This is a genomic window from Ascidiaceihabitans sp., assembly GCF_039986515.1.
GTDB lineage: Bacteria > Pseudomonadota > Alphaproteobacteria > Rhodobacterales > Rhodobacteraceae > Ascidiaceihabitans.
Genome location: NZ_JBDWQO010000009.1, coordinates 121,898 through 140,135 on the forward strand (window position 1 = coordinate 121,898; position 18,238 = coordinate 140,135).

The following is an 18,238-nucleotide window of genomic DNA, read 5'->3' on the forward strand; positions in this document are numbered from 1 at the left end:
ATGCTTGCCTTTATCATCCGGCGCGTTCTGCAATCTATTCTTGTGCTGTTGATTGTCGGACTGACGGCATTTTCGATGTTTCGCTTTGTCGGTGATCCCATCGACAATATGCTGGGGCAAGAACGCACGGCGGCAGACATTGAACGGCTGCGTGAACAGTTGGGCCTCGATCAGGGGTTTCCGGTGCAATACTATAAATTTCTGACCGAAGCGGCACAGGGAAATTTCGGTGTCAGTTACCGTCAGGGGCGTCCGGTGGCCGAGATCTTGCTGGAACGCGCACCCGCAACACTGGAATTGGCGGCGGTGTCCGGCATTCTGGCCATTGCCTTTGGGATCGCCTTTGGCGTGTTTACGGCGATCAGGCGCAATGGCGTTCTGGCCAATGCCATCATGTCTGCGTCGCTTATCGGGGTGTCCTTGCCAACCTTTCTGATCGGCATTTTGCTGATTTACATATTTTCGGTCGAACTTGGGTGGCTGCCCAGTTTCGGGCGTGGCGAAACGGTGCAAATCGGCAATTGGTCAACGGGGTTGCTGACGGCTTCGGGGTTGAAAGCCCTTGTTTTGCCTTCGATCACACTTGGGCTGTATCAGATGACCCTAATCATGCGGCTGGTGCGATCTGAAATGCTGGAAGTGCTGCGCCAAGATTATATTCGCTTTGCGCGTGCCCGGGGTCTGCGCGACCGCGTGATCAACTTCCGCCATGCTTTGAAAAACACGATGGTGCCGGTCATTACGGTCATCGGTTTGCAAGTGGGGGCAATTATTGCCTTTGCCATCATCACAGAGACAGTGTTCCAGTGGCCCGGTGTCGGACTGTTGTTTATCAACGCCGTGCAGTTTGTCGATATTCCTGTGATGGCTGCATATCTGATGCTGATTTCGGTGATGTTCGTGGGCATCAACCTGATCGTCGACATTCTATATTTCTTCATTGACCCGCGTTTGCGTGTCGATCGCGCGGGAGGGCACTGATGGCTGAATTACCGGTAAAAGCTTCAGAACAATCGCGGTTGCGCGTGTTTCTTGACAGCGACGTCTTCTATATGTTTCGCAAGTCGCCCGTTGCGGTGGTATCCACGATCGTGTTTGCGACCCTTGTGCTTGCGGCTGTTTTTGCACCGTTGATCGCACCGACAAACCCTTTTGATCCGGCATCTTTGAACCTGATGAACGGCTTTACAGGTCCGATGGCGCCAAACGCCTTCACTGGCGAAAGCTTCCTGTTGGGCACCGACGATCAGGGCCGCGATGTGTTTTCCACCATCCTTTACGGCATGCGCGTGTCGTTGTTCGTGGGTGTGGCCGCCGTGCTGCTTGCGATGGTCTTAGGGATCACCTTGGGGTTGATTTCAGGGTATGTTGGCGGCTGGACAGAAACGATCATCATGCGCACCGCAGACGTGCAATTAACGTTTCCGTCTATTCTGGTGGCGATGCTGATCTTTGGGGTCGCCAAAGGGATCACTCCCGTTGAATACCGTGACCAAATGGCAATTTGGGTGCTTATCCTTGCCATCGGCCTCAGCGATTGGGTGCAATTTGCGCGTGTTGTGCGCGGGGCCACGATGGTTGAAAAACGCAAGGAATACGTGGAAGCGGCCCGCCTGATCGGGCGCACGCCATATGCCATCATGCTGCGGCATATTCTGCCCAACGTATTGTCGCCTGTGTTGGTGATTGCCACGATATCATTGGCCTTGGCCATCATCGCCGAGGCAACTTTGAGCTTTCTGGGGGTCGGCGCCCCCGCGACGCAACCATCTTTGGGCACCTTGATCCGCATCGGGCAAGGCTTCCTGTTTTCCGGCGAATGGTGGATTTTGCTGTTCCCTGCCGTCACCCTTTTGACCCTTGCCCTTAGCGTCAATTTGCTGGGCGACTGGCTGCGCGATGCGCTAAACCCGAGGTTGCGTTGATGTCTGATGCTGTTCTTTCTATTCGTGGTCTATCCGTTGAAATCCCCAGCCGTTCGGGAACGGTCAAACCCGTCGACGGCGTCAGCTACGACATTCGCGCAGGTGAAATTCTGGGCGTTGTAGGGGAAAGCGGGGCCGGCAAATCCATGGCAGGCAACGCCGTCATCGGCCTGCTGACACCACCAGCCCATATTGCGGCAGGCGAAATCTGGTTAAACGGCACACGCATCGACACGCTGAAAGGCGAAGACATGCGCCGTTTGCGCGGCAAGCAAATCGGCATGGTGTTTCAGGACCCGCTGACGTCTCTAAATCCGCTGCTCAGCATCGGCGACCAATTGACCGAAACCATGTTGACCCATCTCGACATCACCCGCAGCGAAGCCCGAACCCGTGCGATTGCTGCACTAGAGGAAGTCGGCATTCCGGGGGCCGCAGAACGCATCGACAGCTACCCCCACGAATTCAGTGGCGGGATGCGGCAACGCGTTGTGATTGCTTTGGCGCTTTGTGCGGAACCTTCATTGATTATCGCGGATGAACCGACAACGGCACTGGACGTATCGGTGCAGGCGCAGATCATTGCGCTGTTGAAGCGGCTTTGCCGTGAACGCGGCACGGCTGTGATGTTGATCACACATGATATGGGCGTGATCGCAGAGGCGGCTGACCGCGTGGCCGTAATGTACGCAGGCCGCCTCGCCGAATTGGGCGATGTGCGCGATGTGCTGACAGCACCCCGCCATCCCTATACGTTCGGATTGATGGCCTCTACGCCGTTGGCGTCCCAGGGCAAAGCGCGTCTGCATCAGATCGAAGGCGCCATGCCACGACTGAATAAAGTGCCCGAAGGCTGTCCTTTCAATCCAAGATGCGCCTATGCGCAAGACAAATGCCGCAAGGCCCCAAGCCCGCAGATCGCGGACCGGGCCGCCGCGTGCTGGTTCCCGATGACTGCGGAAAAGGTATCGTAATGTCACTTATTTCCGTCACATCCCTAAGCCGCGTTTTCGACGTGTCAAAGCCTTGGCTGAACCGCGTGTTGGAACGGCGTCCAAAGGCACTGCTGACCGCCGTGTCAGAGGTTGATTTCGAAGTTGCCCCACGCAGCACCTACGCTTTGGTTGGTGAAAGCGGATCAGGAAAATCCACGATCGGGCGCATGTTGGTTGGACTGCTGACACCCACCTCTGGCGAGGTCGAGATCAACGGGGTCAATCTGGCCACCGAACGAGATGCGGACAAAGTGGATACCATCCGCTCTGACATCCAGATGATTTTTCAGGATCCCTTCGCCTCGCTTAACCCACGCTGGCGGGTGCGTGACATTATTGTGGAACCTGTTGTTGCGCGCGGTGGCGACGCAACCGGATTGGCCGAAAAGCTGTTGGAACAAGTCGGGCTTTCTGCACTGGACGCAGGCAAGTTCCCCCATGAGTTTTCTGGCGGGCAACGCCAACGGATTTGTATCGCACGTGCATTGTCGTCAGAACCCAAGCTGATCGTTTGTGACGAACCGACATCGGCTTTGGACGTGTCGGTGCAAGCGCAGGTTCTAAACCTGATGAGCGATCTTAAAGACAACTTCGGGCTGACATATGTGCTGATCAGCCACGATTTGACAGTTGTTCAACATATGGCGGATCGTATCGGCGTCCTGTATCTGGGGCGCTTGGTCGAAGAAGCAAGCCCTAAAGACCTGTTTGCCAATACCAAACATCCTTATACCAAAATGCTGCTTGAAGCGGCCCCTCGGATGGACGGGTTTGGCCGAGAGGCCACTTTGCCTGAAGGCGAAATTCCCGATCCGATCAATCCGCCCACCGGTTGTGCCTTTCACCCACGCTGTCCGTTGGCGACTGATGTGTGTAAAGCAGAACGTCCAAAAATGCGCACCATAAACGCGACGCGTGTGGCCTGCCATTTGGCCGAGTAGCCACAGCATCACAGTCTCCACCAGAATTGTTTGTGAATAAATCACAACCAAAAGTTATGTTTTATTTCCGCACGCCCTAAACCATATACAACTGTATGCTACACGATAGGCGCAATGGCACAAAGGCTGACCGCATGGTAAAGGCGCTTGGTGTCTCAAGAGGCAGCTTTTACTGGCATTTTGATGACATCAAGGGCTTCCATACCGCATTGATCGCCGCATGGCGGGTCCAGATCAATGAAGAGGTCATTGCCCAACTTCGCCAACTGCCTGACGCCAAAGACCAGATCAAAGCGCTGATGGTACGGGTCTTTACCATGTCGCGCCCTCTTGAACGTGGCATCCGCATCTGGGCTGGCGTCGATCCGCTGGCGTTTCAGACGTTGGCCGACGTGGACAAGGTCAGGCAATCATATGCTCAGGCCTTGCTACAAACCATTGACCTGCCACCCGCTATCGCGCAAAGCCGTGCCCAAATGATGATGTGGGTCTATGTAGGGCACGCATTGTCAACGGTAGATGTCGACGATCCCGAAGCCTGTGCTGCCGATTTCACCCGTATTTTAACAACCCAAGTAGAGACCTAGATCATGCCCCGCACAGTGACTTTGACACATGATTATCCGGCACCCGCACGTCAGGTGTGGGACATCGCAACAGACATTGACGCCTACAAAGAAGCGATGGGGAAACTGATCGTGTTTGATGGGCTTCCATCTGGAACAATAAGCGAAGGTCAAACGCTGGACGTGCGTGTGTCATTGTTTGGCATCATGCCATGGCAAGATTATTCAATGACCGTAGAGACCTGCGATCACACCGCCATGACATTCCAATCCGACGAAAAAGGCGCTGGCATCAAAAGCTGGAGGCATCATTTAAGTGTGATCGACACCCCAACAGGCAGCCAGCTGATCGACAGTGTCGAAATAGACGCCGGAGCACTTACGTTCTTTTTTGCCTGGTGGGCCGGGATCGTTTACCGCGCCCGTCACAAACCCCGTCTACGCATGCTTGCGCAGGGAGGTTGGTCAGACAGTCCCGCCTAAGCAGCGGTACGCACAAGCGCCCTAACAAAACACCGCGCAATGCAAACAAGGCAAAATTCCACTTAACCCACGCTATTCAAACATTTTTCCCATGAGGTTTTTAGTGATCTCACTGCACCTTATGGGGGAGTTTGCGGTAAGGTAATATGGGTAACAATGAGCGGTGAACCAACTGATCCTTGGACAAATGCACCGTCTTTTCTGACTGGTACAGACCCGCACCAAAATACTGCGCCGCAGGACTTTCTAAACGTTACACACCACGATTTACCCTCCGTCGAACTTGACGGCGATTAGATATCTCCCCTTCTGGGGTCCATCGTTTTTCCCACAAAAGATGCGCCAGATATGCGCATCTATCTTTATGTGGATGCAACTCTACGCTCCAATTTGGTCGGCTTGTTTGATCTGGACGTGACCGATGCAGACGTGCGGTGCCTGTTTACCGGTGAGGCCGAAGACAAGTGGAAAGAAAGCGCACCCTATCTGGTGGACATCACTCCGGATGCGAAAAACTCCGATGGTACCAATTTTTGTCAGCACTTCTTTTCTGGGCATTGGGGCAAGGGGACAGGCATCATTTTGATCACCCCTGCCCCCATGCATGCAGTTTGGCGGCACTTGCGGCGTTTTACGCGTGTGCGCCAGTCAGACACCGACGGATGGTTCCTGTTTCGTTTCTGGGACCCGCGCGTGGCGTTGCCGTATTTCAGCGGGATAAGGCGATGGGGGGACCGCAGTCACCGGTTTTTCGCGATCGACAGCACACAAGAAAAGCTGTCCATGGTCATTGAACATTCCGGCGGCGCCGCATGCACACAGAAATTGATCGTATCGTTGGACAAGCGCATGACGCGGGCCTGACCATGGATCGTGACATTCTCAAGAAACCGCACCTCAACACCCCATCGAAAAAAGTTCTGGCCTTGCGCATCAAACTTGAAGCGGGAGCACTGAGATGAGTATCCCAGAAGACGACGAACTGGACTTTTTATCGAAAGCCCCTGCACCGGCGGCAGAACCCGATCCACGCCGCTTTAGGTCCTTAGGGGGCGGGCGATATGAGGAAATTGATTGCCCGACAGGGCGTTGCCCACGCGTACATGTGTCCGAATTGCCGTTTGAGCGTCAATTGGACGAATCCGATGACGCCTATGCCGCCCGTCTGCGCACACGCGCCCGCACCGCCACGGATTTGGGCAACCGTGACGAACTTTATGCCATCATCGGGGCACTTCAAACCGATGTCGGGATCAGGATGAATGAAACACCCTGACCTTTCAGCAAGGTGTTGATCCGGATGCTTGGCAATACGCCGAATTGGAACAAGATCTTGAGCATCTGGACCACGATGAATGGTTCTCTGATACACACTACACGATGAACTTGCGCCAGTTTTTACGGGAAAAACTATCCTATCACGCAGAATCCGGTGCTGCGACCTATCTGTTTGTCGGGCCTGACGGCTTTTTGCGGTACACCCAAACACTCAGCCCGACGGCAAGTGCCCCCGCAGGGTTCACATTGCGGGTGTTGATCAAGCAGCTGACCGAAGGCATGGGCCCGTTTGCCTCAATTTGTGCTGGAAAGGTTTGCACGCGGCAACAGGAATGAAGCGCGTACATTGGACAATTTGGCCTGACGACAAACCGAAGGCGCGTTACCAGCCGCGATGACGCCGGAAACCGCGACACACCTATCCCGATGCAATGCCGGACGGAAAGGTCGTAGACGTCAAGGATGTGCGTATTCTGGCCAACACCCGTCAACTGCAAGCCCAGTCCAATTATGCCAAAGATGACACTGTATATGCAGACCGAAAACGGCACATTGAACGATGCAGCACAGGTTGCCGCCTTTTGCGCGACCTTGCCCAAAGATTTTGCGGTCACAAAATACGGCGTTTCGGAAAACCCGCGTGAGATGGACGCCTTCAAGGGGTTTGATGATGCAGCATGGCTGAACTGGACCCAACAGGACCCTTCATCTTTGTCGTTGAAGATGAAGAAGTACACGCTGGACTATCGCGCACCTGCCGCGGGCTTTGGATCGTGGATGTTGCTGCGGCCCAGTGCACGTGACTTTGCCGCGCAAATCAAGGCGATGGACACTGCATGGGGACAAGCCATTCCAGATGCTGACGCCTTCACCTACAGCTATTGCGGGTACACATCCCACGCGCAAAGCCCGTCACACGGGCAGGCAGATTCCGAATACGTCAATCGGTTCAAATTGCCTGTGCATTTCCCCGTCTACCACGCCCGCACAGGCGAGTACCTATATGACGCCAGTGAAGACATGTCTGCTTTGGGGCCGGGAAAATTGGATCTTTTGCCAGGCTTGACGTGGCGGATCGCGATGGGCGAACCCTTGTTTGAAAAGTTCAACATCAGCCCTGACGAGATTTCGCGTGTTTGCCTATCTACCAAGGAAACAACAGCGGCCAGTGGTGCACGGCTGTGGACTTTCCAAACGCGAAACGACCCGTTGGCTTGGCGTGAAAGCTACGACATGCAGCTGAAACTTAACCGCCCGGACGTGTTTTTCGACATAGCCCCGTTGCGATCCCGCTTTGCGGACCCCGTTCAAATCAGCGACAGCGGTAAAGGCGACGCGCTGGCAACGGCTTTTCGTGCGGCTTTGATTGACCTTTACCCGCAGTCTGCGACCAAAGAGATCAAGGCATAGCGTCGGCATGATGTGTCTGCCAAACGACGGTATTTTCCAGGTTTCGGATTAGGACTTCGTGGCAGACGGAGTGTCGTGACTTTCTGCCAAAGCTTCCATCATGTCGTGGTCGGGTGACGCCAGTGTCGACCACGTTTCATCTGCCTTTGGTGGTGGTGGCGTATCACAATCGCGCCGGTGTATGCTGACTTTTGCAATGAAATGGGCAGATACCGGAGCGGTCACAAACAAGAATGCCATGATCAGAAGCTCGTGGATCGACGCGCGTCCGGCTGAGGCATTGACCAGCATGGACGCCAGCAACAACATGCCAATCCCGATGGTCCCCACCTTTGTGGGCGCGTGCAGGCGCGTCATGGGTTCGTTGAATTTCAGCAGCCCGATCACGCCCACGGTGACAAAACCGGACCCGATCAACAAAGAAACAGCAGCGGCGTATGTTGCAATAATTTCGAACGTCATTCGATGATGTCCCCCCGCAGAACAAAGCGCGCCAATGCGACTGTCGACACAAACCCCAGCATGGCGATCAGCAGCGCCACCTCAAAGTAGACTTTCACGCCTTGATACATGCCCAATACAATAACCAGACCAAGGGCGTTGATCACCATTGTATCCAGCGCCAGAATACGATCCCCTGATGTGGGGCCAATCAACAAACGCACCATGGAAAACACTTGCCCCAAAACCAGCGCCACAAACGTGATCAGCAGGGCAATGTCCAAAAATTCCGCAGCAGAAGTCATACAAATATCTCCAACAGACGCTTTTCATATCGCGTTTTGATGTCGTCGCGCACCGCATCCGGATCATCTGTGTGCAGCACATGTACCAACAGGCTGTGCCCTTCATTGGACAAATCCGCCGACACCGTGCCCGGTGTCAAAGTAATCGTGCCGGCCAGCACAGTGATCGCTTCAGGTTGTTTTAGCTCCAATGGCACAACAATCCACGCCGGCTTCAGCTTGGCGTTGGGAACGGACAAAACGATCCATGCCACTTCGATGTTGGCGACAATGATATCCCAGATCACCATGACACTGTAGGTGGTCATCTTGCCCAAACGAAAACCGCTTGGCGTATCGGGCCACCAGATGGACGTCATCCGCGGGATTATGATGCCCAGAATGATCCCGAACACGACCATCCCTGCACTGACCTCGTTTTGCAACAACGTCCACACAACAGCCAGCACCAGCGTCAGAAACGGATGGGGCAGAAGCCAACGAAAAGCACGAGCCATATCAGTGGTCCTTCTTGGGGGTGCTAAGTTTACCCGGCGTATCAAGGACGGTCGACACATAGGCATCCGGGGCAAACAGCTGAGTGGCGATGCGCGTTGTATATCCGTGCACTTGACCCGCGAAGATCGTGTGCAACACAAGCATCGTAAAAATACCGCCAACAGCCACGTAAGACAGCGCTGCGGGTTTGGCGGCCTCCGGCTTCGGATCTTCAGATGCCACGCTATGCGCTTTCCAGAAGACCACACTGCCTGCGCGGGCAAACCCGAGGATGCTAATCAGACTGGATGACAACACAACGACCCAAATCCACACCATGCCGTCGCTTGTGTAGGACGCATCCAGCACCAACAGCTTGCCCAGAAACCCAGACAACGGTGGCAGGCCCGCCATCGCAATGGCGCCCACAAAGAACATGGCGGCTGTCAAAGCGTTGCCCGCCATTGGGGGTTGCGTCGTCAGATCGACATTGCCACGGCCGGTGCGCACAAGATCGGAAATCAGGAACAATGCAGCGCCCGCAAGTGTCGAATGTACCATGTAGTACAGCGCGGCCCCGATAGCATCCGGTGTGAACAGCGAAATCGCCACCATCACCATGCCCATGGACCCCACAACGCTGAACGCCACCAAACGGTCCAGTTTGCGCGCGGCCAACACGCCCGTCATGCCGATGGCCAAAGACACAAGTGCCGCAGGCAAAAGCCAATCAGCGTGCAAACCTGCCGTGACCTCAAGGTCCGGCGGGAAGATCATCGTATAAACGCGGATGATCGCATAAGCCCCCACTTTGGTCATGATCGCAAAAAGGGCCGCCACAGGTGCAGGTGCTTCTGCGTAGCTTGAAGGCAACCAGAAGTGCAGCGGCACCAACGCGGCTTTGATCGCAAAGACCAAAATCAAAAGTACTGCGGCCACACGGATGCCCACGGTTTCCGAGGCATCAACAAGCTGAACGCGCTGTGCCAAATCCGCCATGTTCAGAGTACCTGTTTCAGCATAGATCGCCCCCAGCGCGAACAGGAACAACGTTGATCCAATCAGGTTGAACAGCACATATTGCACCCCCGCACGCAGCCTTGCGTTGCCGCCCGCGTGGATCATCAACCCGTAAGATGCGATCAGTAGCACCTCAAAGAAGACGAATAAGTTGAACAAATCACCCGTAAGAAAGGCCCCGATAATGCCCATCAACTGGAATTGGAACAATGCATGGAAGTGTCTGCCGCGATCGTCCCAACCGGAACCGATGGCATAAAGCAGGACAAACAGCGCCAAAACAGACGTCAGCAAGACCATCATGGTCGACAATCTGTCACCCACGACAACAATCCCGAACGGGGCCGCCCAATCTCCCAAGCGGTAGGAAATGACCGACCCGTCAGACACTTGCCACGCCAGTCCGGCCGACAGCGCGATCAGGGCTGCAACACCCACCACTGAAAACACCCGTTGTATAACGATGTGATAGCGCGCCGCCAAAACAATGAAAGGCGCAAGCAAAGCAGGCAAGACGATGGGGGCGATGATCCAATGAGTCATGGCTGGCCCTCCGCGTCCGCAGGCTGTGAGGCGTCGGGTTCCGGCTGGTCGTCGATGTGATCATCGTCAGACCCCAAGAACGCCCCCAAACCGATCATCACCACAACCGCCGTCATGCCAAAGGAAATCACAATTGCTGTCAGCACCAAAGCTTGCGGCAACGGGTCTGCGTATAGTGTCGCACTATCGTGCAAGACTGGGGGGGCACCAATGGTCAAACGGCCTGAGGAAAAGAGAAACACATTCACCGCATAGGTCAAAAGCGAGATGCCCAAAATGACAGGGAAAGTGCGCAAACGCAGCACCAGATAAATTCCGGCGGTCGTCATAACGCCAATGGCAGAGGCAACAAGAAGCTCCATATCAGTTGCCCTCCTTCACGGGTGCATTTGGTGCATCGTCTGAATCATCGCGCGACGGGTCAATATCCATCGGATGCTCGCTGTCTTGCGCACCTGTGCGGCGGGCCAACCTCGAGAAGCTTTCAAGTGACAACATCACGGCCCCGACCACCGCTAGAAAGACACCCACATCGAACAAAGCTGCCGTGGCCAGTTCAAATTTATAGAAGGGCGGGATGCGCACGTAGGTGAAATCGGATGTCAGGAAAGGCTTGGCCACAAACCACGATCCGATGCCAGTGAACCCCGCCACCAGAACGCCTGCGCCGATTACCCCGTGATAGGGATATTTCAATCGCGCTGTTGCCCAGTTAAAGCCGCTGGCCATGTACTGCATGACCACACCAATCGACACAATCAAACCCGCAATAAAACCGCCGCCCGGTTCATTGTGTCCGCGCAAGAAGATGTAAAACCCGACCATGAGCACCACAGGCATGATCACACGTGTCAGCACGACCATCATCATAGGATGCATGTCGCCCGCGCGTGGCTGGTCCGGCACACGGTTCAGCAGTCGCGCACGCACAGGCCCGTCCAGCAGCGTTTCCGTCAGCGCATAGATCAACAGCGCGGCGATGCCCAAAACGATGATTTCGCCATATGTGTCAAAGCCACGGAAATCGACAAGGATCACGTTGACCACATTGGTGCCCCCGCCGCCTTTATAGGAATTGGCAAGGTGGAATTCGGAAATAGATGCCGCCACCGGATCGCGCAGCATGTAGTGATAGGCCAACGCAAACGTAGCAAGCCCCCCCGCCACAGCCACGCCACCGTCGCGCAACCGGCGCAAAACCGTGCTTTCCACTGGCGTTTTGTTGGGCAAGAAATTCAGCGCCAGCAAAAGCAGAATGATCGTGACAACTTCGACAGTGAACTGCGTCATCGCAAGGTCAGGGGCACTGAGATAGACAAAGCCCACAGACACCATCAGCCCCACAATTCCGATCAGGATCAGCGCCAAAAGGCGGTTGCGGTGCAGCAAGACCAACCCCACTGTGGCCGCAACCAACATCGCCCAACCTGCCAACGGCACTGGTCCGGCGGCCTGCATGTCGCGCGTCGCAGGCCCTACCGTTCCGGTTGTCCACGCATAATATCCGGCCAAAACGATAGCCACCGTTGCGATCGTGGCATAACGGGTAAACGCGCCGTTGTGTGAAGAATGGATGACCGTTTTCGCAATCCGCGCCACGGCGTCTATCAGAGCTTCAAAAATTGTTTTGGCTTCAGGGCGCGGCGCCACATCCCACAGCTTTTGCAGGGGTTTGTAGACAACCATCAACACCAGACCGCCAACAACGGCAATGATCGACATGTAAAGCGCCGGCACCAGACCATGCCAAATCTTGAAGTAGTTCTTTGGCACATCTGCAGCATCGCCCAACAAAGATGCCGTGACTGTTTTGACAAATGGTTCCGCCAGGAAAGGCGCCACACCAATCGCCACCACAAGCACCACCAGAATGGCCGGTGGCATCCACAGACCCGTATTCGGGTCATGCGGGGTTGACGGGTAATCGTCGCGCACTGGTCCCAAAAACGTATGTCCGATCAGACGGAAACAATATGCCGCCGAAAAGAGCGACCCAAATGTCGCAACCGCAGGCACCAACCAAGGCGTGTTGAACAACACCGTGTGGTTGGCTTCCTCAAGCATCATTTCTTTGGACAAAAAGCCGTTCAGGAACGGAATACCCGCCATCGACAAAGCCGCAAGCGTCACGATGGCAAACGTCACCGGCATCAGCTTGCCCAGTCCACCCAAGCGGCGAATGTCGCGTGTGTGTGTTTCGTGGTCCACAATGCCTGCCGACATGAACAACGCCGCTTTGAAGGTCGCGTGGTTCAGGATGTGAAAAACAGCCGCCATCGCACCGAACGCGGTGCCAGTGCCCAAAAGCATCGTGATAAGCCCAAGGTGGCTGACTGTTGAAAACGCCAGCAGCGCTTTCAGGTCATGTTTGAACAAGGCAATCACCGCGCCCAAAACCATCGTGATCAGACCCGCCGTTGTGACAATCACAAACCATTCAGGCGTGCCCGACAGCACAGGCCACATGCGCGCCATCAAAAAGATACCAGCCTTCACCATCGTGGCCGAATGCAAATAAGCAGACACTGGCGTGGGTGCCGCCATGGCATGCGGCAACCAGAAGTGGAACGGGAACTGTGCCGATTTGGTGAAGCACCCCAGAAGGATCAGGATAAGCGCTGGCAAATACATCGGATCGGCTTGGATAAGTTCGCGGTTTTGCAAAATCACGCTTAAGTCGTAGCTGCCCGCGATTTGTCCAAGGATCAGCATACCACCGATCATGGCAAGACCGCCCATTCCCGTCACGGTCAATGCCATGCGCGCGCCCTGACGGCCTTCCGGCAAATGTTTCCAATATCCGATCAACAAGAAGGAGGACAGCGATGTCAGCTCCCAGAACACCAACAAAAGCAATATGTTATCGCTTAGGACAATCCCCACCATCGCGCCCTGAAACAGCAGCAGATAGGTGAAAAACTGGCCCATATTGTCATCGCGGCTTAGGTAATGCCGCGCATAAGCGATGATCAAAAGCCCGATGCCAAGGATGAGCAGCGCAAAGAAAAACCCAAGCCCGTCCAGCATCAAGGTCATGTTCAACCCAAGCTGCGGCATCCAGTCGACCCGCGCCATCACCATTTCTCCGCGCAGCACCTGCGGCAGGTTCGTCAGCAAACCGATGAAGGCCGTTAACGTGACTGTAAATGTGACACCAGCGCAGGCCGCGCGCCCGGCGCGGTTCATCAAACCCGGAAGAAGTGCGCCCAGAAAGGGCAATGCGACGATAAAGAAAAGTGACAAGACCGGGCCCAATAATGCTATTTCTAGTTCATTCTTACGCGAGATATGGCGTGCCAAGGGGCACAAACAACCGGAATCGCAGAACTACTCGATTAGGGTCACATAAAACCATCTTTTTAGATGGCCAACCAGTGCAATTCGGATGCGACACGACAGCATAGGTCACGCAGGCACGACGAAAATGCGCAAGCGCAGACCGTCTGGCCGATGCAGGCACCGATGTCTTTTACGAAATCTCTGACCGGTAAGGCGGGTTTGCCCCTTGTCGCGTTACAGTGACCGCCGCAACTTTGGCAGCAAAGCCCAATGCATGTTCAACTGTCGCGGCATCAATGGTTTTCAAAGCCGTTTTATCCAGAACTCCGCAGTCGTGAAGATGCGCCAGAAAACCCGCGTTGAACGTATCCCCCGCCCCGACAGTGTCCACAACAACCACACTGGGCACAGATACAGACACACAGTTCCCCCCACGCAAATACGCGCAGGCACCATCACGTCCCTTGGTCACAATGACAAGGCCCGCACCCAAAGCCTGCAGGTGCTGCGCTTTCGTGGCATGATCCGCATCACCTTCAATGATCCAGTCCAAATCTTCGTCAGACACTTTAACGATGTCCGCGACTGCCATCATTTCGTTCAACCGCTTTCGGTAGACAGGCTCGTCCTGAATAAAGCCGGGCCGAATGTTGGGATCAATCATGACAACCGCATGGTTTGCGGCATCATCTGCAGCACGCAAAGCCAGATCAGCATACACAGAGGCGGCAGGGTCGGCGCATAGGCTTATGCCGCCAAAATACAACGCCGTGATGTTCGGACCAATATCAGGTGCATCATCCGCCCCCAACATACGCCCGGCCGAGTTTTCATCATAAAATGTGTAGTGCGCTTGCCCGTCTTGCAACGCCACAAAAGCCAAAGTGGTTGGGCGATCGCTGCGCACCAACGTTTCTGTGCCGACGCCCGCCTTCTCCAAAGCACCGGCAAGCTGGGCGCCAAACAAATCTTGCGACACGCCTGAAAAGAACTGCGTCGGCACATCCAGCCGACCAAGTGCGATGGCCGTGTTGAAAATGGCCCCACCCGGCAAAGGCAAAAACGCTTGCCCACTTTCTGATTGGACAGGCACCATGTCGATCAACGCCTCACCGCAACACAATATCATTTTCGTGCCTCTTGTTTATCTGCGGTATCCGCGTGGTCTTCGCGTGTCACGTCAAACGTAAATCGGTGGCTGTGTCAAAGAAGTGGGCCAACTCAGGTTTGATCGCAAAACCCAGCATCGCGCCTTTGTCTGCCTGCGGCGGTTTTTCGGTTTTGGCGATAAACTCGATACCGGTCTCGGTGCGCAAATGAACCAAGGCATACTCACCCAGATTTTCGACCAGCTCCAATGTGCCTTCCACCACCGCATCGGCACTGTCTGCCGGGGTCAGGTTTTCGGGGCGCAGTCCGACTTGCACGTTGGGTGATAGATCGTTGCCCAACACGGTACCCGCACCAGACGTTAAATCGCCTGCCCCGAAGAAGTTCATTTTCGGGCTGCCGATAAACTGTGCCACAAAAGCGTTGGCAGGCCGTTCATAAAGATCAATGGGGCTGCCCACCTGTTCTATACGACCATCCCGCAGCACGACAATTTTGTCGGCCAATGTCATGGCTTCGACCTGATCATGGGTGACGTAGATCATCGTTGTCTTCAGGCGTTCATGCAGGCGTGCAATTTCCAATCGGGTTTGCACACGCAGGGCTGCATCCAGATTGGACAGGGGTTCGTCAAACAAAAAGACCTCTGGGTCACGCACAATCGCGCGGCCAATGGCGACCCGTTGACGTTGCCCCCCCGACAGGTTGCGCGGGCTGCGTTCAAGGTAATCGGTGATCTGCAAAATCTCGGCGGCGGCTTTGACGCGTCGGTCGATTTCCGCAGGGGCCGTTTTGGCCTGCTTCAGCCCGAACGCCATGTTCTTGTAAACGGTCATATGCGGATAAAGGGCGTAGGTCTGGAAGACCATCGCCACGCCGCGCTTTGAGGCCGCCACATCATTCACTTCCGTGTCGCCGATGGCCACAGACCCGCCAGAGATTTCCTCAAGACCCGCGATCATGCGCAGCAAGGTAGATTTCCCACAGCCCGAGGGGCCGACAAACACCACAAACTCACCGTCTTTGATGTCCAGATCGACGCCATGCATCACTTGCGTGGCGCCGTAGCTCTTTTTTACATCGCGTAATGTCAGACCGGCCATGTTGCCTCCATTTCAGAAATTTCCTCGCGCAGTGTCGTGATGAACTGCGGATATTTGCGCGGCACGTCGCCCCAAAGCTGCGTGCTGGTTAAAAAGTCGTCCGTGCCAAGCAATGTCTTCAACTGCGCCCAGCTTGGCTCAACATACTCAAACGGAATTTTACCGGCGGCCACGTGGCGTGCGAAAACATACCAGCTTGCGATGCTTCGAATGGCAAACTTGGGCATGGTTCCCGCGGCAAGGCATCCCTCGATGGTGGGGCGTATGAAAATCGGGAACTTTGCCATGCCATCAGCGCAAATGCGGGCCACGGTGTCACCAATAGCCTGATTGCCAAAACGGCGGGCGATTTTTGCAAGGTAATCGTCTTTGGAAAAGGGCAGCGCCAGTGTCAGCGCCGGCAACACCTCTTGGGTCTCGAAGTTCTGGAAATGGGCATTCAAATGCGGCACGCGCATCGCCGCATCGAATGTGTCCACCCCTTCCAGAGCTGCCATGTAGGTCAGCGCCGTGTGCCCCCCGTTCAAGACACGAATTTTGGTTTCTTCAAAAGGGTCCACATCAGGCGTGACCGTCACCCCCACACAGCCCAGATCGGGCATTGGCGCGGTGGCGCTATCTTGCAAAACCCATTGGATAAAATCTTCGGCCATGACCGGCGACGCCACATCTTTACCAACCAAAGCGGACAGTTCCGCACCCAATGCGACGGGGCTGCGCGGCGTGATCCGGTCCACCATAGAACACGGGAACGTCACATGCGCAGTCACCCAATCCGCCAAAGCCTGTTCAGTGCAAGCCCGCAGATAGGCGATTAGGTTGCGTTCCAGCATTTTGCCGTTCTGACGAATATTGTCACAGCATGCGATGGTCAAAGGAGCAGACGTTGCCTTCATCCGCTGCGACAGCGCCGCTCTCAGATATCCGTAGACTGACTGTGCGGCGTCACCTTTGATCTCGGCCTCAATTGTCGGGTCAGCCAGGTTCAAATCACCCTTGGGATCGGTGTAATACCCGCTTTCGGTGACTGTAATCGTGACCAAATGCACGGAAGGGCGGGACAACAATGCCTCCGCTTCCGCCTGACCTGTGCTCCAGTCTGCGAAATGCACATGGCTGCGGACGCGTCGGACTTCTTCGTCACCATCCGCCGAGATGGATTTAAGGAAATACCCGTCGTGGTCCGTGATATCCGCCTGCGCCAAACGCAACTGATCGGTTTCGGAGGCCCGCAAATTCACCGCAGCGATTCCCCAGCGCACATCGCCCGATGCTTCCATGTAATCGTCCAGATAAACCGCTTGATGGGCACGGTGGAACGCACCAAAGCCAAGATGCACGATGCCGACGTCACAGGTGGAACGATCGTATTTGGTGGCATAAATCGGGGCAAGCGTTGCGCTGTTCATGACGTCACCTTGGATTGCGGCATAAGATCTTTGCGGGCTGTGTCACGGTATTCAGACGGCGTCATTCCCTTAACTTTCAGGAAGTGACGATTGAAGTTCGCGAGGTTTTTGAAACCGGCATTCTGGGCAATGGAAATGATCTGGTCGTCAGAGGCGTAGAGCATCCCGCAGGCCTCCCCGATGCGGATACGGTTCAGAAAATCAATAAAGCTGTGGCCCGTGGCCGCCTGAAAATTCCGGCTAAAGGTGGCTTCGGTCATACTTGCCATACTGGCCGCTTGCGTCACCGAAAACGTCTCGTGGAAGTTCTTGGTCGCAAAGTCCACGACGTCAGCGATACGTGCTTGTTTGCTGCCGCCTTCAGGTTGCACAATACGTGTCACGGACAGTGTCTTCTTCTCTGCGTGTTCGTTCAGACGCACAAGAAAGCGGATGAAAGCCAGAATACGCTCTGCGCCCTTGCTGTCGCGAATGGCTTCCATATGCCCACGCGCAAAAGTCGGGTTGAACCCTTCAAACTGAATGCCCGATTGCGCCAGATGCAAAAGCCTCAGAACCTGAGAAAACTCAGGGAAGCCCTCGGCCAGTTTCTCAACGCTTTCGTGGCTGAATTGCACAAGCATGTCGCGGGTTTGCACAGGCTCGGTCCAGACATGGTCCGTGATCCAGTTGTGTGGCAAATTCGGCCCTGTCATGAACAAGTCACCGGCTTTGAAATCGCCAATGTAATCCCCAACAAAGGCTTTGCCGCGCGTTTCAACGATCAGGTGCAATTCGTATTCTTCATGGGCATGCCAGCGGCATAAATCCGTAGGCCACCCATGTTGCAGATAGCGAATGGACCGGGTGCTGCGGTCCACCATTTCGATTTCAGGTTTGATAATGGACATTTCGCTACCTCACCCCGTTTCCATCGCCAACACCGGTGGTTGGCGCGGCAAAGCAGGCGGCGT

The 18,238-nt window shown here is 55.2% G+C and carries 20 protein-coding genes; 10 read left to right on the plus strand and 10 right to left on the minus strand.

Annotated elements, in window-relative coordinates:
- The 10 genes from ABJL60_RS09720 to ABJL60_RS09765 all read left to right on the plus strand — a co-directional run bounded on the left by ABJL60_RS09720 (position 1) and on the right by ABJL60_RS09765 (position 7,598).
- Entirely contained in the window at positions 1-981 is a 981-nt protein-coding gene (locus ABJL60_RS09720; RefSeq protein ID WP_348376152.1) for an ABC transporter permease, read from the plus strand.
- Positions 981-1,925 (plus strand): ABC transporter permease, encoded by a 945-nt coding sequence (locus ABJL60_RS09725; RefSeq protein WP_348376153.1) that lies wholly within the window; start codon positions 981-983, stop codon positions 1,923-1,925. Before ABJL60_RS09720 ends, ABJL60_RS09725 begins: the two co-directional genes overlap by 1 nt.
- The gene (locus ABJL60_RS09730; RefSeq protein ID WP_348288893.1) at positions 1,925-2,899 is read left to right on the plus strand and encodes an ABC transporter ATP-binding protein; all 975 of its coding nucleotides are present in this window, start codon (positions 1,925-1,927) and stop codon (positions 2,897-2,899) included. Before ABJL60_RS09725 ends, ABJL60_RS09730 begins: the two co-directional genes overlap by 1 nt.
- On the plus strand, positions 2,899-3,861 hold the full coding sequence (locus ABJL60_RS09735) for an oligopeptide/dipeptide ABC transporter ATP-binding protein (RefSeq protein WP_348376154.1): 963 nt from the start codon (positions 2,899-2,901) through the stop codon (positions 3,859-3,861). Before ABJL60_RS09730 ends, ABJL60_RS09735 begins: the two co-directional genes overlap by 1 nt.
- A gap of 134 nt (positions 3,862-3,995) precedes the next feature.
- Positions 3,996-4,448 (plus strand): TetR/AcrR family transcriptional regulator, encoded by a 453-nt coding sequence (locus ABJL60_RS09740; protein ID WP_348376155.1) that lies wholly within the window; start codon positions 3,996-3,998, stop codon positions 4,446-4,448.
- A 3-nt stretch (positions 4,449-4,451) separates the two neighbouring features.
- On the plus strand, positions 4,452-4,910 hold the full coding sequence (locus ABJL60_RS09745; RefSeq protein WP_348376156.1) for a hypothetical protein: 459 nt from the start codon (positions 4,452-4,454) through the stop codon (positions 4,908-4,910).
- Positions 4,911-5,258: 348 nt separating this feature from the next.
- Positions 5,259-5,774 carry a DUF4123 domain-containing protein gene (locus ABJL60_RS09750; protein WP_348376157.1) on the plus strand — a complete coding sequence of 172 codons (516 nt, stop codon included), beginning with the start codon at positions 5,259-5,261 and terminating at the stop codon, positions 5,772-5,774.
- Positions 5,775-5,868: 94 nt separating this feature from the next.
- Positions 5,869-6,186 carry a hypothetical protein gene (locus ABJL60_RS09755; protein ID WP_348376158.1) on the plus strand — a complete coding sequence of 106 codons (318 nt, stop codon included), beginning with the start codon at positions 5,869-5,871 and terminating at the stop codon, positions 6,184-6,186.
- Between the two features lie 44 nt (positions 6,187-6,230).
- On the plus strand, positions 6,231-6,524 hold the full coding sequence (locus tag ABJL60_RS09760; RefSeq protein ID WP_348376159.1) for a hypothetical protein: 294 nt from the start codon (positions 6,231-6,233) through the stop codon (positions 6,522-6,524).
- A gap of 174 nt (positions 6,525-6,698) precedes the next feature.
- Positions 6,699-7,598, plus strand: coding sequence for a hypothetical protein (locus ABJL60_RS09765; RefSeq protein WP_348376160.1), 900 nt, complete (start codon positions 6,699-6,701; stop codon positions 7,596-7,598).
- Between the two features lie 48 nt (positions 7,599-7,646).
- Here the strand turns inward: ABJL60_RS09765 and mnhG are convergent, their stop codons facing one another.
- From mnhG to ABJL60_RS09815, 10 genes are all read right to left on the minus strand, one after another.
- Positions 7,647-8,060, minus strand: a complete 414-nt coding sequence (gene mnhG / locus ABJL60_RS09770) for a monovalent cation/H(+) antiporter subunit G (protein ID WP_348376161.1) — start codon at positions 8,058-8,060, stop codon at positions 7,647-7,649.
- Positions 8,057-8,344, minus strand: coding sequence for a K+/H+ antiporter subunit F (locus tag ABJL60_RS09775; protein WP_108829321.1), 288 nt, complete (start codon positions 8,342-8,344; stop codon positions 8,057-8,059). Before ABJL60_RS09775 ends, mnhG begins: the two co-directional genes overlap by 4 nt.
- On the minus strand, positions 8,341-8,841 hold the full coding sequence (locus tag ABJL60_RS09780) for a Na+/H+ antiporter subunit E (RefSeq protein WP_108829322.1): 501 nt from the start codon (positions 8,839-8,841) through the stop codon (positions 8,341-8,343). The genes ABJL60_RS09775 and ABJL60_RS09780 overlap by 4 nt, the downstream gene beginning before the upstream one ends.
- 1 nt (position 8,842) lies before the next feature.
- The gene (locus tag ABJL60_RS09785; RefSeq protein ID WP_348376162.1) at positions 8,843-10,384 is read right to left on the minus strand and encodes a monovalent cation/H+ antiporter subunit D; all 1,542 of its coding nucleotides are present in this window, start codon (positions 10,382-10,384) and stop codon (positions 8,843-8,845) included.
- Positions 10,381-10,746 carry a Na+/H+ antiporter subunit C gene (locus tag ABJL60_RS09790; protein WP_348376163.1) on the minus strand — a complete coding sequence of 122 codons (366 nt, stop codon included), beginning with the start codon at positions 10,744-10,746 and terminating at the stop codon, positions 10,381-10,383. The genes ABJL60_RS09785 and ABJL60_RS09790 overlap by 4 nt, the downstream gene beginning before the upstream one ends.
- Before the next feature lies 1 nt (position 10,747).
- The gene (locus ABJL60_RS09795; RefSeq protein ID WP_348376164.1) at positions 10,748-13,627 is read right to left on the minus strand and encodes a monovalent cation/H+ antiporter subunit A; all 2,880 of its coding nucleotides are present in this window, start codon (positions 13,625-13,627) and stop codon (positions 10,748-10,750) included.
- Between the two features lie 226 nt (positions 13,628-13,853).
- Positions 13,854-14,792: a carbohydrate kinase gene (locus ABJL60_RS09800; protein WP_348376165.1), complete on the minus strand. Its 939-nt coding sequence runs from the start codon at positions 14,790-14,792 to the stop codon at positions 13,854-13,856.
- Between the two features lie 46 nt (positions 14,793-14,838).
- On the minus strand, positions 14,839-15,876 hold the full coding sequence (ugpC, locus tag ABJL60_RS09805; protein ID WP_348376166.1) for a sn-glycerol-3-phosphate ABC transporter ATP-binding protein UgpC: 1,038 nt from the start codon (positions 15,874-15,876) through the stop codon (positions 14,839-14,841).
- Positions 15,864-17,285, minus strand: a complete 1,422-nt coding sequence (locus ABJL60_RS09810) for a mannitol dehydrogenase family protein (RefSeq protein ID WP_348376167.1) — start codon at positions 17,283-17,285, stop codon at positions 15,864-15,866. The genes ugpC and ABJL60_RS09810 overlap by 13 nt, the downstream gene beginning before the upstream one ends.
- Complete coding sequence (locus ABJL60_RS09815) at positions 17,282-18,175, minus strand: AraC family transcriptional regulator (RefSeq protein ID WP_348288865.1); 894 nt, start codon at positions 18,173-18,175, stop codon at positions 17,282-17,284. Before ABJL60_RS09815 ends, ABJL60_RS09810 begins: the two co-directional genes overlap by 4 nt.
- Between the last annotated feature and the right edge of the window lie 63 nt (positions 18,176-18,238).